This is a genomic window from Rhizobium quercicola (genome assembly GCF_021168455.1).
In the GTDB taxonomy this organism is placed as follows: Bacteria; Pseudomonadota; Alphaproteobacteria; order Rhizobiales; family Rhizobiaceae; genus Ferranicluibacter; species Ferranicluibacter quercicola.
The window spans coordinates 365969-380974 of record NZ_JAJOZR010000001.1 but is presented as its reverse complement, the minus strand read 5'-3'; the positions used below and the strand labels follow the sequence as shown (position 1 = coordinate 380974).

Here is a 15006-nt window from a genome sequence, read left to right as displayed (position 1 = left end):
GGCGCGATCAAGTCTTCGGCAGGATCGCCGGCAGCGGCACGCCCGTGTAGCGATTGTAGATCTCGCTGAGCTTCCCGTTCTTCAGGTTTTCAGCGATGACCGCGTTCAGCTTGGCCTTCAGAGCGTCCTCGCCCTTCCGCAGACCGATGGCGTAGGGATTGGTCTTCAGCACGATCTTGACCGTCAGCGGGTCGGCCGCGCGGCGCTGGTTGACGGCGGTCATGATCTGCGGCGAGGACGCCATCACGTCCACCTGGCCGGAGACGAGGGCAGTCACCAGCGTCGCGTCGTCATCGTAGCGCGTCAGCTGCGCGCCCGGCAGCTTGGCCGTCGCCTCGAGGTCGTTGGTCGAGCCGCGCGTCGTGCCGACCTGCACGCCGTTCAGGTCTTCCGGCTTGGTGGCGTTCGCACCGGCGCCCGAGCCGGCTGCAACCACGATCTGGATGACGCCATAGGCATCGGTGAAATCGATCACCTTCTTGCGCTCGGCATTGACGCTGAACGAGGCCATGACGATGTCGGCCTGGCCGGTGAGGAGCGCGGGAACGCGGTTCGGACCGGTGACCTGCACCAGTTCCAGTTCGACGCCGAGGGCTTCGGCGACCAGACGCGCGCTCTCGATGTCGGAGCCCGTGGGCTGCATCTGCGCGTCCGTCATGCCGAAGGGCGGCGAGCCCAGATCGACGGCGATGCGTATCTTGCCGCGCTGCTGGATGTCGGCCAGCGTATCGGCCATGGCGTTCGAGCCGCCCAGCATCGGCAGACCGATAACGAGGGCGAAGGCCGCCGCGGAAACGGTAGCAAGCAGGTTACGTCTGTTCATGGTATTCCTCCCGGTTGAAAGACTGTAGCGCATTTGCGTGCGCTTGTTGTGAGGCACGTCGCGCGCGTCAGAGGCCGCTGCCGACGAAGTTCGCCAGTTCCGGCGTCTTCGGGGCGTCGAGCATGGAGCCGGGCCCGGTCTCCCAGACCTGGCCCTTGTGCATGTAGATGACCTGGCTTGCGACCTTTCGGGCGAATGCCATTTCATGGGTGACGAGGATCATAGTCATGCCGCCGCGCGCCAGATCCTCCATGACCTTCAGGACCTCGCCCGTCAGCTGAGGATCGAGTGCCGAGGTGACCTCGTCGAACAGCATCAGCTTCGGCTGCATGGCGAGCGACCGTGCGATGGCCACGCGCTGCTGTTGGCCGCCCGAGAGCTGCTCGGGATATTGCTGCGCCTTTTCCGACAGTCCGACCTGCGCCAGCACATCCCGCGCGAGTTCGCGCGCTTCGCTCTTGCCGATCGACTTCACACAGGTCGGCGCCAGCATGATGTTCTGCTCCACCGTCAGGTGGGGGAAGAGATTGTAGCTCTGGAACACGATGCCGACATCGCGGCGGAGCGCTCGGCGGTCGAGTTTCGGGTCGCCGACGGCATGGCCGCAGACCTCGATCGTGCCGTCCTCGATGGTCTCCAGCGCGTTGATGCAGCGCAGCGCCGTGGACTTGCCCGAACCGGACTGGCCGATGACCGCGGCCACGCCGCCGCGCTCGACCTCGAAGGATACGCCTTCCAGAACCTTGAGAGCCCCGAAATACTTGTGAACGTTGTTGAGCTTAACGACCGGCGACATTGAGCTTCCTTTCAAGCTTCCGGCTCCACATGGACAACGGGAAGCAGATCGCAAAGTAGAACGCTGCCACCACCATGAAGACGGTGAAGGGTTCGAAAATGGAGTTGTTGATGAGCTTGCCGGCCTGGGCGAGCTCGATAAAGCCGATGACCGAGGCGAGCGACGTGTTCTTCACGATCTGCACGAGGAAACCGACCGTGGGTGGCGTCGCGATGCGCAGCGCCTGCGGCAGGATGACCCGCGTCATGCGCTGCCAGCGTGTGAGCGCCAGACATTCGGCAGCCTCCCACTGGGTCTTCGGCACGGCCTCGATGCAACCGCGCCAGATTTCGGCGAGGAAGCCGGAGGCGTAGATGGTCAGGCCCGCGCCCGCCGCGAGGATGGCGGGAAAACCGGGACCGGCAAAGATGGCGATGCCGTAATATATGAGAAACAGAAGGATCAGCAGCGGCGTGCCCTGCACGATCTGGATGTAGGTGCTGGCCGCCCGCCGCAGGATGTTCGACGGCCCGATGCGGGCCAGCATGACGCCGAAGCCGAGCAGACCGCCGCCGATGAAGGCGATGGCAGAGAGGCCGAGCGTCCAGAGAGCGGCCCATGCCAGGAATTCGACGTGGAGCAGGCTGAATGTGGGGGTCGTCATCACAGGGTCGCCTCACAATGTCGTGCCGAGCTTGCGCCGGCGGGTAAAGGCTGCCTGGGCGAAGGCGGAGAAGGCACCGCGCATCACGAAGGACAGGACGAGATAGATGATACCGACGACGATGTAGGTCTCGAACGCGCGGAAGGTGCCCGACTGGATGCGGTTGGCAACGGCGGTCAGCTCTTCGGCGGAAATCTGCGAGGTGATCGAGGATGCGAGCATCAGCAGCACGTACTGGCTGGTCAGAGACGGATAGACCCGCTCGATGGCCGGGCGGACGATCACGTGCCAGTAGATCTGCGGTTTCGAGAGCCCGAGACACTCCGCCGCCTCGACCTGCGAGCGGTGGATGGACTGGAGGCCGGCGCGCACGATCTCGCAGGTATAGGCCCCGACATTGACGGTCAGCGCGATCATGGCCGCGAGATTGGCGGAGACGCGGATGCCGAGCGTGGCGATGCCGAAATAGATGATGAAGACCTGCACCAGCAGCGGCGTGTTGCGGATCACCTCGACATAGGCGGCGACGATCGCCTTGACGACCGGCGAGCCGTCGGCCCGACCGATGGCACAGAGGGTGCCGACGATGAAGCCGGCAACCGTCGCGACGGCGGACAGCTGCAGCGTCAGAACCGCGCCCCAGAGGAAATCCGGCCAATACGGCAGAAGCGCGGAGAAATCGAACGTATAGGTCATGCCTTTGCCCTCTCCGTATGAGGTGTCGCCACGGCCTGCCCGGCGATAACGCTGCGAAGGATCGGGGCCGCCGGCGTGGTACCTGTCGTGGCGACCCAGTCGAGAAACGCGGCGATCCGCCGCTCGATCTTGACGCCGTGGTTCTGGGCGATGTCTGCCACGCGGTGGTCGAGAAACGGATTGTCGAACCGCTCCAGCGTCACGTCCACATAGGCCTTCGCGTCCTCGGCCATGCCATGGGCTGCAAAGCCCGGCACGACCTCCTGCCGGTAGACGGCCAGCAGCCGCTCGCGCACGGTCGCATCCTGCAACAGGGCCCGCACCGTCTCGTTCGCGGCACGACTCTCGCGCAGCCAGATGTCGGCGAGGAGCGTGTGCCCGAGATTGAGGATGTGCAGCTTCAGCCGCTCATAGGGCTCGAGATCGTCGGTCAGGACGACGGATGGATGATCGAAGGGAAGCGCCAGCCCCGGCTTCGCCTCGATCGCCCAGAGCGCGTAGGGCTCGGCCACAGCGCCAACCGGCTCGATCGGCTCGGAGACGATGCGGTCCACGAGCGTGTTGGCGAAGAGAACCTCGGTTTCCAGATAGTGCAGGAAGGCCTCATCCGCGCCGGCCTCGGCTGCAAGCGAAAGAACGGCTTGCTGCAGAATGTCGCCGTTGCGGTTCAGAAGCTCGCAAGGCAGCACGGTCAACGGACCGCCCTGCGCCTGCCAGCGATGAAAAAGCAGGGCCGTCAGCTTGCCGACGAACGAGGACGGGACACAGCCGGAAAACAGCGCGTCGCTTCGATCGTCGTCCGAGACTTCGTATCCACGATCACCGGTATTGGAGACGACGAAACCGGTGTCGCTTGCAAACAGCGCCGTCAATCTGGCCCAATCGGCCTGCGCGGAGAGGCCGCCATCGACCGATGTCACGGCGATCCGGCGCTCGACCTGGCGACCCGCCTCGAGACCGCGAATGACCACCGGATAGCCTTGCGGATGTCCGAAGGCGGCCACGCGACCGGCGCGTTCCGCAGAGCCCGAAACCTGCACGATGGTGATGGGACCGATGGCCTGACCGGCTTCGCGCGCCTCGTGAACGAAGAGATCGACATGCGCCTGCAGGAACCGGCTGGTTCCGAACTGAAGGATGCGCGTGCTCATGCGCTAAGCTCTGGCGCGCGGGCAACCGAAGGCTTGGAGCGCGCGGTTCTCTGGCTTTTAAAATGGGTCATGCGTTCGATCCTCCTCAGCCTCTCCCTTGCGTTTTATATACAAAAAACAAACTGACCCGCAATGCTTTATTTTGTTTATTTTATGCAATAAACAGGAAGGCGCCGACATGGGGACCGGCCGGGAGGAGTTTGGAATGAAGGGGAATGCCGTCTACAAGCGGAGTTACAACGGCTGCCTCGCGATGTGCGGGAGCCTGCCGCTGGGCGCCGAAATGCCCTCCGAGAACGAGCTTTCGCAGGCCCTTGCCGTCAGCCGCACCACGATCCGCACGGTCATGGCGGGGCTGGAGACCGCAGGCATTCTGCGTCGCGAAGAAGGCGCCCGCCGTCTGGCGCGCCATCCCGAGCCGGACGATGCCTTTCCCGACATGCAGACCGTATCGACCAGCGCCACCGTCGAACGGCGTTTTCTGGAATGGATCCTCGACGGCCATATCGGCCCCGGTCATCTTCTCACGGCTGCGGAGCTGGCCCGACAGTTCGGCACCTCGACCACGATCATCCGCGAACATCTGCCGCATTTCCAGCATTTCGGCCTCATCGAGCGGCGCCCGAACAGTGCCTGGCTCTTCAAGGGCGTCACGCCGGCTTTTGCGAACGAGATCTACGAGGTGCGGGAAATGTTCGAACTGCGCGCCGCGCGCAGTTTCATCGAACTGCCCGAGGAGTCCGCGCCCTGGCGGCGCATGCGGACGATCGAGGCGGAACACCGGGCCCTGCTTGAAAGCGTCGACACCGACTACGGCCGTTTTCCCGATCTGGACGAACGCCTGCACCGCACCGTCCATGAGACGGCGGACAACCGGTTCATCAAGGATTTCTACGACATCATCTCGATGCTGTTCCACTACAACGCCCAATGGGACGCCGAAGACGAAAAACAGCGGACCTTCACCGCGCTGACCGAGCATCTCGCTTATATCGAGGCCCTGCTGCGCCGCGACGTGAGGGCGATCGATCGCGCCTGCCGCCAGCACCTCAAAACCGCGCGGTCCAACCTGTTGCGCTCGATCGACCTGCGCATGAAGGTGCCAGTGGGCCCGGATGCATCACCCGCGTGAATCGGACATCCTTGATCGATTCATAAGTTTGGTTGGACGCGTCTGTCGCCACGGGCGATTCTCGCTGCATGAACCCGCACCCCACCTATCTCTATATCGAACGGACCCAGCCATCGAAAAACATGGCCCGGTTCTACGCCCTGTCGATCGAGCCGTCTTTGTTCGGCCAGGCCTCGCTCGTCCGCCGCTGGGGGCGTATCGGCACGACAGGGCGCGAGAAAATCCACCTGTTCGAAGACGAGGCGGCGGCCCTCGCCCTTTTTCTGCAGGTCGCCCGACAGAAACGACAAAGAGGTTATCGACCGAGACCGTTCAGATCCAATCACAGTCCGGACGCGTAGAGTGCGCTGTGAGCGGTAAATACACGCAGCTCGACCGACAGGCCGCATCGCATCGGAACAAACGGCGCGATATGGCATTGTAAGTGACCGTCGTAATTGCCTCTTTTTCGGCGCCTGGAGTACGCATGAGCCAGAAAGATGATTGGCATCTGACGGAGATCCTCGATTACGAGCATGGCCGGGGTGACCCCTTCGCTGCAGCCGTTCGTGCGACCCGTATGGCAATGGTCATCACGGATCCTGCGCAACGCGACAATCCCATCGTCTTCTGTAACGAAGCCTTTCAGAACCTGACGGGCTATGACCGGGAAGAAGTCATCGGCCAAAATTGCCGGTTCCTTCAGGGCGCCGATACCGACAAGGCCAGTGTTGCGAAAATCCACACCGCCATCGAGGCGGAGGAGAGCATTCACATCGACCTTCTGAACTATCGCAAGGATGGCTCTACGTTCTGGAACGCTCTTTTCCTCAGCCCGGTCCGTGGCAAGAGCGGGGACGTTCAGTTCTTCTTCGCATCGCAGCTCGACGTGACGGATCGGGTGATGGCGCAGGAGATGATCGCTGCGCAGAAAGCGGCCGTCGACAGCGAGGTCCGCCGCCGAACGGCAGACCTGGAAAAGGCGCTGGAAGCCAAGACGCTGCTGCTTCACGAGGTCGATCACCGCGTCAAGAACAACCTCACCATGATCGGCGCCCTGTTGCGGCTGCAGGTCCGCGCGATCGACGATGCCGACATTCGGGTGAAGCTGGAAACGATGATGGAGCGGATCGACGCGCTCGCAACCGTTCATCGTCGGCTCTATCAGGCAGACGACGTGACGCGCTTCGACGTTGCAGCCTTTGCCGCAAATCTTGCGTCGGACGTAATCGGCGCCAGCGGGCGCAGCAATATCCGGCTGAAATGCGATATCGAGCCGATCGAGGTGCGCTCCGAGCACGCATCGGCCCTCGGGCTGATCCTGAACGAAGTTCTGACCAACGCCATCAAGCATGGCCTGCGCGAGAACCGCGCCGGATCGGTGTCGATCATCGCAACGCGGGAGGGTGAGGAGGCCACGCTCTCGATCGAGGATGACGGCGTGGGACTGGTGATGGACCCCGCATCCAGCGGTCTCGGCCACGCCCTGATCAAACGCCTGTCACCGCAAAGCGGCACGACCGTCGCATGGGACCGCTTGCCCACAGGCACCCGCGTGACGTTGCGCATACCCGAAATGGAGCAGACATCATGACCCCCTCCCCCTCGGTCTTCAAGGCCCTTCAGGTTCTCATCGTCGAGGACGAACCTCTGCTGGCCATGGACGTCGAAATGATGGTCGAGGAAGCTGGCCACAGCGTGGTTGGGGAAGCCGCGTCTCTCTACGAGGTCGAGGCGATGGCGACCGAACCGGTGCCGGATCTGGCATTGGTCGACATGCAGCTTGCCCGCGGCACCAACGGGCTCGACGTCTCGAAGCTGATACAGGACCGGTGGCCTTCCGCCGTGATCGTCTTCGTGACTGCTAACCCGAAGAAAATCCCGGAAGATTTCTCCGGCGCACACGGCGTCATCGCCAAGCCCTTTTCGCGCAGCGGCTTTCTGTCGGCGCTGAACTATCTTGGCGAAGGCATCGCAGACCCGCCGCCGGCATCCAGCCAGCCATCGAGTTTCGTGGCCGCGCCAGCGGTGCGTGAGATCTGGTCGTCGCGGTCTCAGATGGAACGGTAGGGATACTCACTCCCGGTCGGTTTGTGAGACGTCGTTGCCGGTGTATCGCCCGAGAAACCGTCGTGACTTTCGAAGGCACGGGTAAAACCGGCGGATCCGCTTCCGCGACATGCACCTTGCGACGCAGACGGGCGGTCTACTCCGCCTGTTGAAGCTGCGTCAGCAGGGCCTTCATCTTCACCACCAGACCGGTCGGCGCGTAGTCGACATCGACGCCGCCAGCGCCGGCGAGGCCCATACGCAGGAGCTTCGTGCCGAAACCCTTGCGCTCCGGCGGCGTGACGTGGGGCCCGTCTGTCTCCCGCCATGTCATGTGCAGAGCCCGCTCAGCGCCCTCCCCGTCGATGAACCAGTCGATCGCAACGCGGCCGTGCACGTTCGACAGCGCGCCGTATTTGACCGCATTGGTGCCGAGTTCGTGCAGCAGAAGCGCCAGTGACAGCGCGCCCTTCGGGCCGACGATCGTTCGCGGACCGCGCAGATCGACCCGGTCCGCCGGTGCAACGCTCTCGAGCGTCGTCGCCATGATCGCCTGGATCGGCGCGGCATCGTGATTGTCGTGCAGCAGGACGTCGTGCGCCCGACTGAGCGCATGGAGCCGTTTCTCGAAGGTGCGCACATGCGCCTGCTCGGTGACAGGACGCAACGTCTGCGCGGCGATGGCCTGGACCATCGCCAGCATATTCTTCAGCCGGTGCGCCATTTCCCGGTTGATGAGTTCCTTCTCGGCCTCGACCACCTTGCGGTCCGAAATGTCCGTGACCGCGACGACGGCGCCCGTAAGTTCTCCGGAACGGTCCTTGATCGCCTCGCCCACGATCGAGATCCAGGTCTTGCTGCCGTCCGGGCGGTGGTAGAGCACCTCGACCTTGGCGCTGTCGCATTCGCGGGCCATGATGCGGGCCAGTGGATAGTGGTTCGGATCGAACGGTGAGCCATCGTGATGGGTCGCCACGAAGATATCGTACTCCTCCACCGATTGTGCGGCGGTCGCGTCGTGGCCGAGCAATTGCTGCGATCGCTCGTTCTGGAGAATGATCCGGCCCGTCGGCGCCTCCGCAAGCAGCACGCCGACCGGCATGGTGTCGATGATGGTCGAGAGCTGCTGCTGCTGGTCGCGCAGCTCGGCCTCCAGCTTCAGTCGCTCGGTGACCTCCACGAAGAGAACGACAAAACGTTCTTCATCGACGGGCTGGGCATGTCCTTCGTACCACCGGCCGGTCGTGGCGACCTCCCGCACGAAAACGAGCGGCTCGTTGGCGTGGACGACATGCGCAAATGCCGAGATCCACTCGTCCTCGATGCCGCCGAAAACGTCGCGAACCGTTCGCCCGACAGCCGAGGACGGGGCCATGCCGACCAGCTCGCCCCAGGCCCGGTTGACCTCGATATAACGCCAGTCGATCACGTCCCCATCCGCATCGCGGATCAGTTCTCCGAGGATGAAACCTTCTTCGAGCTGCTCGAACAGGCCACGCCAGTGCGCCTCGCTCTTCAGCAGGCGCTCTTCCGCCAGCTTGCGTGCCGTCACGTCTGAGAAGACGGAGGCGACGCGATCGGACCCGATCCGGCGAATGCGGTTCTCGAACCATTTTCCGCCGATTTCGGTTGCCCGGTTCACGTGAACGATAGGCTCGCCGAGATCGAAGACCGAGCGATAGGCCGGCATCATGTCGTCGAGCACGCCGGGCGCGATCTGGGACAGGGTGGCCCCGAGGACCATCTCGGGTAGCATGCCGGTCAGGCGCTGGAAGGCCGGATTGACGTCCTCGAACCGGATATCGACGATGCCGCCCGCCGCATCGCGCACGGCACTTGCGACATAGTAGCCTTCCTGCATGTCGTGAAAGAGCGAGCGATACATCAGCTCGGAAACGCCGACCTCGATTTGCTTCTCGACGACCTTCGCCAGCGTTTCCAGCGCCATCCGGTTGCGCTCGGTCCAGACGCGCGGTTTGGTATCGATGGCGGCGAGAGCGCCGATCAGTTGCCCGTCCGGCAGGCGGATGGGAACGCCGAGATAGGCGACCACACCGAGATCGTCGATGGCCAGGTTGTCGCGCACCAGCGCGTGCAGGCGCGCATCCTCGATCGTCAAAACGTCGTCGGTTGCCACGACATGCCGACAGAACGAATGGGTGATGGGGGTCTCTCCGCGCGCAGCCCAAGGCTCCGGCAGGCCGCAGTGACCGGCAAAAACCTGCCGATTTTCATCCACGATGGAAATGATGGCGACGGGGACGTCGAGCGCCGCGCGAACATGCTCCGTCAGGTGCCCGAACTGTTCGTTTCCGGCCTTGTCGAGGAGTCCGCTGCGACGGATCGCAGCGATGCGCTGGGCGGCGAGTTCTTCGGCGTTCATCCTGACCTTGTCGACCTTGATACGGCCGATCTTCCCCGACCCGCGCCAGAGGGACAATCCAGTGGCCGCGATGTTCGGCTCAGACATACGAGCACAGGCCGGTATTTCAAGCCGGCTCCGACGGAAACATACGCGTTGCCGTGTCGATAACAGAAATGACGTCGGAAAATCGGTCTGTGTAACCCGCGCGGCACACAGAGGGCGCCTCTCATCGACGACCTCGCCGCGGATGGACCGGCTCCGCACGCGGGGCCGGTTCGCGACGTGAGATCAGAACTTCAGGATCTGCCCGGCCGCCGACAGCTTCTTGCGGAGATCGTTGACGTTGACCTTGCTCACATTGCCCGACGGCGCCAGAGCCGCAGCGGCGCCCGCGGCCTGGCCGAGCACCATGAAGGTCGGCTCCACCCGCACGGACGTGAAGGCAGCATGGCTCGACGAGATGGCGACGGGAACGATAAGGTTGGTCGTTTGCGACGCCTTCGGCAGCATGGCGCGATACGGTATCTCATAAGGACCGACGCTAATGCTTTCGCGCGCTTCATCGGCGACATAACCGTTCAGCACGGTGCGGATCATGCCATGCTCATCCATGGGATAGAAGCCGAGGCCGATGGTGTCCTTATACGTCGTCTTCTTGACAAGGTCCTTTTGCGTCAGAACGAATTGACCGATCAGACGCCGCGCCTGCCGCACGTACATCTGGTGGGGGAAGCCGCCATTATCGGTGAACTCGTCGGCGCAGTAGCCGAACTTCGTCATATACTGTCGCACATGCTCCGGGACGCGCGGATCCGTCTGGCCGAACCACATCAACCCGGCGATATGATTGCGAACCCTCGTGCGGATCTGCTCGCGCACGGCCTCCGTGCCCATGGTGTAGTCGTAACCGATATGCCAGACATTGGTCGAGAAGTAGCGCAACGAATTGACGTCAAGCTTGTTGCGAACGGTCAACGTTCGACCGACGAAGTAAGCCTCGTCTATACCCAGACCGGCTTTCTCCATGGCGGCGAAGAACCGTGCCGTCGTTTCATACTGCACGGGATCGTATCCGTCAGGCTTGGAGAACGGGATGCGGTTGTCGGCGGTGTCAGTGACGCAAAGCCGATAGTTGAAGGCCATCATGCTGGTGTCGGCCGAGCCAAGCGGCTTCTGACCGACCCCGATGACACCCGGCAGTAGTCCGCTTTGAGAGTTACCCGGAATGACATAGGGATCAACAAGGATCTGCTTGTTGGCAACCAGCGGACGTGCAAGTCTCTGAACGCCTGCAGCCGATTCGCCATACTTCTTGCGGCTTTCACGCCCCACCATTGTGTCGACGGCGGCTTTGAACATCAGGTCGCCTTCGTAGCTGGCGTCGATGAACACCGTCGCGCAATAGGCGTTTCCGGAGACCATCGCAATCTCGGTCAGAGCCGCCTTCACCTTTGTTGCCTTGAGAATCCGCTCGCCGAACTCGACCCTGACCTTTGCGGTGGCCAGCATGTCGGCGAATGTAGACTCGGCCCATTTCGACTCGAAATAGATCCGGATGGGGTCCGGCGTCCCGTAATAGGCCTTTGCCCTGCCCAGAAACTCAGCGGTAATGCCCCCATAGACGTTTTTGCGCGGCGATGCGTCGGTCTTCGTCAGGCCGTTGGACATCAAGCCACCGATATGCGCGGTGGGCTCAAGGAGGATGACGGTTTTCTTCAGGCGCGCCGCCTGTATCGCTGCAGCGATGCCCCCCGGCGTTCCGCCGTACACCACGACATCGGCACGCTGGCAAACAGCAGCGGCAGCCTGAGCGCTTCCGAACAAGACGCAGAGCCCAAGAGCGAAGCAGACCTGCTTTATCAGCACAACAAGACGTATCATATTTCAACAACCCCCGGTTATCTCAGGGATATCGAATGTTCGCAGAAAAGACAATTCCCGAAAGAGCGTATCGACGCCGGATTTTTTAGATCTCGGACGACTTACCCAAAGACTTCCAGGCTCCACGTCGTCTGCCCGAGCGCGATGGTCACGATCCCCGGTGCGAGAATGCCGAGACCTCCGCAGAGGGAGCCCGTGGTAACCACCATGCCCTGCCGCAACGTCCCGTCTGGACGACCGGCCTCGTTGGCGTAGGCGACAAGTGCCGCCAGAGGATTGCCGTCGGGATGTACACCCGGCGCATCGAAGAGAGACTGGTTGCCAGCGGTGACGCGAAGATCGTCCGCTGCCCGGCCTTCGTCGAGAACAGATGCTTCGAGTGCCGGCCCGACGCGATAGCCGGCATTGCTCATGAGATCCGCAACCAGCAGGGCGGTGCGCCCCTGCGGGCCGCCCGCATAGCGGCTGCGAACGAACTCGATGCCGATGTGAACGCCGGCGACGGCGTCCCGGATCTCCGGCCGGCCATAGGGCTCGGCGCGATGCGGCAGATCCCGGCCGAGAACGAGCGCGATCTCGACCTCGAGCTTCAGCCCGGGCTCATGGGAAAAGCTTGCCGCTTCGGTCACCGACAACAGCGGAGCGCGGAGCACCCCGTCGCTCCGCAGGGAAAGCTTGCATCCCTTGGGATCAATGCCCAGCCGAGCGAGAATCGTGGACTGGATCGCATAGGCCTCGACCAGATCCGGTTGCGACACGGCGTCGATATCGACGCTTCCGCCATTCCGGATAGCCTCCGCCAGAGTAATTGCCAAGTCCATGCTCACACTCCTCACGCTGCCCTGTTTCGGATCGACCTAGCAATCCCTATGGATCGGCTCTGCCACGAAAGGCCCGCCCTGGTAAAGCGATGCGGGATCGTCTTTCGGCGGCACGGGTATGGCGGCGTCGAGTTCGGCCCGGAAGATCTCGGCATTATCCTTGGGTCGCCATCCGAGATAGGCGGCTGCGCTGTTGTCCCACCACGAGCAGTCATTGTCCGAAACGCCCCAGATGATCGGGCAGCCGAGCAAGGGCGCATGAAAGACCCGGCCGATGAGCGCTTCGAAATCGTCGAAGGACATCCAGGTTGCGAGCATGCGGTGGTTGCGCGGCTTTTCAAAGCAGCTGCCGATGCGCACCAACGCCGTCTCCTGCCCGAACTTCTCGTAATACATCCGCGCCAGCGCTTCGCCGAAGCACTTGGAAACGCCATAGAGACCATCAGGACGCATCGGCGACGTCGCGTCGATGTGCTCGTCCTGCCGGTAGAAGCCGATCGTATGATTGGAGCTCGCAAAGAGAATCCGCGGCTGGCCATGCGCCTGTGCGGCTTCGTAAAGATTGTAGAGGCCTGCGATATTGGCGTTGAGGATCTTCGAAAACGTGTCCTCGACCGAGATGCCGCCGAGATGAAGGATGCCATCGCACCCGTCGACCAGCGCCATAACGGCGTCGGCATCGCCGAGATCGCACGGCATCAGCTCCTCGTTCGGCGCGGCGTCGCCAAGATCGGCAATGTCGGACAACCGGACGATGTCGGCCATCTTGCCCAGTCGCTCGCGCATCGCGCGGCCCAGCCCGCCCGCAGCGCCCGTTACCAGCAGTCGTTTCAACGGCAATTCCTCCTCTGTTGTCGAACTTATCATACAGGCTGCTGGAATCGCGTCAACAGATCGGCTATATCAGTGGCGGCGGATGCACGTATACTGCATCGAACATCAGTCGGAGACGCAAAGAATGAACAAGGCCCGCGCCACGGGAGGCACCTTGACGGCAAGGCTCGGAGAAAGCTTGCGCACGGCCATCGTGGACGGTCGCTTTCCCCCGGGGACCAAGCTTCCGAGCGAGGCACAGCTGGGAAAATCGCATGGCGTCAGCCGCACGGTGGTGCGCGAGGCCATCGCCAGCCTGCGGGCCGACCGGCTGGTCGACACGCGCCAGGGCGCCGGCGTCTTCGTGCTGGAGCCGCCGCAACCGATGGTGCCGGCGGCCCTCTCGCTGCAGACGATCGACCCGGCGCGGGTCTCCTCCATGATCGAGGTTCTGGAGCTTCGGACCGCCGTCGAGGTCGAATCCGCCGGTCTTGCAGCGCTTCGGCGCTCTCCGCTGCAGGAGGAAGTGATTCTCGAGCGGCATTATGCGGTTCGCGCCTGTCTTGAAGCGGGAACATCGAGCTCGGAGGCGGACTTCGCGCTGCACCTCGCCATTGCGGAAGCGACGAACAATCCGCGGTTCCGCGATTTCCTCTCGATGATCGGCGCCAACGTCATCCCGCGAGCGGCCTTGCGCACGGGCGATGAGGAGACCGACCCCACAGCCTATCTCAAGCTGATCGACGAGGAGCATCGCGCCATCGTGTTCGCCATCTCCAATGGCGACGACGACGGTGCGCGCGAGGCCATGCGCCGACACCTGCGCGGCAGCCAGACTCGGTATCGGGCACTGCTGCGCGAGAACCGAAAAGCTGTATGACAGGTTGTTGACACCCGTCTGATGAACTTGTAGACCTCGGATTGCCGGAGGAGGCAAAGAGGACATCCCGATGAACCCGCAAGACGTAAAGGTCGCGCTTGGCGCCGGCCTGTTGTCATTTCCCGTGACCCATTTTGATGGGAAAGGCGTTTTCGAGGCCGAGAGCTATCGCCGGCATGTCGAGTGGCTGGCCGGTTTCCCGGCGCCCGTTCTGTTTGCGGCCGGGGGCACCGGCGAGTTCTTCTCGCTGGCGCCGCGCGAAATTCCCGACATCATCCGCGCCGCCAAGGAAGCGGCCGGCAAGACCGCCATCGTATCCGGCTGTGGCTATGGCACGGAGATCGCGATCGAGATTGCGCGCAGCGCGGAAAAGGCAGGCGCCGACGGCATCCTGCTGCTGCCCCACTACCTGATCGATGCGCCGCAAGAGGGCATCTTCGAGCATGTCCGCCGCGTCTGCCAGGCGGTCGGCATCGGCGTCATGGTCTACAACCGCGACAATTCGGTCATACAGGTCGATACGCTGCAGAAGCTCTGCGATGCCTGTCCCAACCTGATCGGCTTCAAGGATGGCACCGGTGATATCGGCCTCATCCGCCAGATCTCCGCCACCATGGGCGACCGGCTGACCTATCTCGGCGGCATGCCGACGGCGGAGCTGTTTGCGGAAGCCTATCTAGCGGCGGGCTTCACCACCTATTCCTCGGCCGTCTTCAACTTCGTGCCGAAGCTTGCCGTGGAATTCTATGACGCCCTGCGCGGCGGCGATCGTTCCCGCTGCGAAACCATCCTGAAGGACTTCTTCTATCCGTTCATGGCGCTCCGTAGTCGCCGGAAGGGTTATGCCGTCGCCGCCGTCAAGGCGGGCGTCCGGCTGCAGGGCTTCGCGGCCGGCCCCGTTCGTCCGCCGCTTTCGGACCTGACGGCAGAGGAAGAAGGCATTCTCGACAGGCTGATCGACCCCTGGAGGCGTTGAG

General features: G+C 63.0%; 15 protein-coding genes. 6 read left to right on the top strand and 9 right to left on the bottom strand.

Annotated elements, in window-relative coordinates:
- Positions 1-7 precede the first annotated feature (7 nt).
- From LRX75_RS01660 to LRX75_RS01640, 5 genes are all read right to left on the bottom strand, one after another.
- Positions 8-823 carry a transporter substrate-binding domain-containing protein gene (locus LRX75_RS01660; protein ID WP_231811462.1) on the bottom strand — a complete coding sequence of 272 codons (816 nt, stop codon included), beginning with the start codon at positions 821-823 and terminating at the stop codon, positions 8-10.
- 67 nt (positions 824-890) lie between these two features.
- Positions 891-1619: an amino acid ABC transporter ATP-binding protein gene (locus tag LRX75_RS01655; RefSeq protein WP_231811461.1), complete on the bottom strand. Its 729-nt coding sequence runs from the start codon at positions 1617-1619 to the stop codon at positions 891-893.
- The gene (locus LRX75_RS01650) at positions 1603-2262 is read right to left on the bottom strand and encodes an amino acid ABC transporter permease (RefSeq protein ID WP_231811460.1); all 660 of its coding nucleotides are present in this window, start codon (positions 2260-2262) and stop codon (positions 1603-1605) included. The genes LRX75_RS01655 and LRX75_RS01650 overlap by 17 nt, the downstream gene beginning before the upstream one ends.
- 12 nt (positions 2263-2274) lie before the next feature.
- Positions 2275-2958, bottom strand: coding sequence for an amino acid ABC transporter permease (locus LRX75_RS01645; RefSeq protein WP_231811459.1), 684 nt, complete (start codon positions 2956-2958; stop codon positions 2275-2277).
- Positions 2955-4109 carry a mannitol dehydrogenase family protein gene (locus LRX75_RS01640; RefSeq protein WP_231811458.1) on the bottom strand — a complete coding sequence of 385 codons (1155 nt, stop codon included), beginning with the start codon at positions 4107-4109 and terminating at the stop codon, positions 2955-2957. The genes LRX75_RS01645 and LRX75_RS01640 overlap by 4 nt, the downstream gene beginning before the upstream one ends.
- 97 nt (positions 4110-4206) lie before the next feature.
- On the opposite strand from LRX75_RS01640, the gene LRX75_RS01635 reads away from it, so the two are divergent.
- The 4 genes from LRX75_RS01635 to LRX75_RS01620 all read left to right on the top strand — a co-directional run bounded on the left by LRX75_RS01635 (position 4207) and on the right by LRX75_RS01620 (position 7290).
- A complete protein-coding gene (locus LRX75_RS01635; RefSeq protein WP_231811457.1) occupies positions 4207-5241 on the top strand; it encodes a GntR family transcriptional regulator in 1035 nt (344 codons plus the stop codon).
- A gap of 68 nt (positions 5242-5309) precedes the next feature.
- Positions 5310-5582: a WGR domain-containing protein gene (locus LRX75_RS01630; RefSeq protein WP_231811456.1), complete on the top strand. Its 273-nt coding sequence runs from the start codon at positions 5310-5312 to the stop codon at positions 5580-5582.
- A gap of 125 nt (positions 5583-5707) precedes the next feature.
- Positions 5708-6814, top strand: a complete 1107-nt coding sequence (locus tag LRX75_RS01625) for a PAS domain-containing protein (RefSeq protein WP_231811455.1) — start codon at positions 5708-5710, stop codon at positions 6812-6814.
- Positions 6811-7290, top strand: coding sequence for a response regulator (locus tag LRX75_RS01620; protein ID WP_113151497.1), 480 nt, complete (start codon positions 6811-6813; stop codon positions 7288-7290). Before LRX75_RS01625 ends, LRX75_RS01620 begins: the two co-directional genes overlap by 4 nt.
- A 136-nt stretch (positions 7291-7426) precedes the next feature.
- Here LRX75_RS01620 and LRX75_RS01615 read toward each other — a convergent pair whose 3' ends face one another.
- The 4 genes from LRX75_RS01615 to LRX75_RS01600 all read right to left on the bottom strand — a co-directional run bounded on the left by LRX75_RS01615 (position 7427) and on the right by LRX75_RS01600 (position 13170).
- Positions 7427-9652: a PAS domain S-box protein gene (locus LRX75_RS01615; protein WP_231811454.1), complete on the bottom strand. Its 2226-nt coding sequence runs from the start codon at positions 9650-9652 to the stop codon at positions 7427-7429.
- 270 nt (positions 9653-9922) lie between these two features.
- Positions 9923-11515, bottom strand: coding sequence for an FAD-dependent oxidoreductase (locus LRX75_RS01610; RefSeq protein ID WP_231811453.1), 1593 nt, complete (start codon positions 11513-11515; stop codon positions 9923-9925).
- Positions 11516-11616: 101 nt separating this feature from the next.
- Positions 11617-12336, bottom strand: a complete 720-nt coding sequence (locus LRX75_RS01605) for a hypothetical protein (protein ID WP_231811452.1) — start codon at positions 12334-12336, stop codon at positions 11617-11619.
- A 36-nt stretch (positions 12337-12372) separates the two neighbouring features.
- Positions 12373-13170 (bottom strand): NAD-dependent epimerase/dehydratase family protein, encoded by a 798-nt coding sequence (locus tag LRX75_RS01600; RefSeq protein ID WP_231811451.1) that lies wholly within the window; start codon positions 13168-13170, stop codon positions 12373-12375.
- A 124-nt stretch (positions 13171-13294) separates the two neighbouring features.
- Here LRX75_RS01600 and LRX75_RS01595 point away from each other — a divergent pair, with 124 nt between their 5' ends.
- Together LRX75_RS01595 and kdgD are read left to right on the top strand one after the other, a co-directional pair.
- Positions 13295-14029, top strand: a complete 735-nt coding sequence (locus LRX75_RS01595) for a FadR/GntR family transcriptional regulator (RefSeq protein ID WP_231811450.1) — start codon at positions 13295-13297, stop codon at positions 14027-14029.
- A 70-nt stretch (positions 14030-14099) separates the two neighbouring features.
- The gene (gene kdgD, locus LRX75_RS01590; protein WP_231811449.1) at positions 14100-15005 is read left to right on the top strand and encodes a 5-dehydro-4-deoxyglucarate dehydratase; all 906 of its coding nucleotides are present in this window, start codon (positions 14100-14102) and stop codon (positions 15003-15005) included.
- Position 15006: the final 1 nt, after the last annotated feature.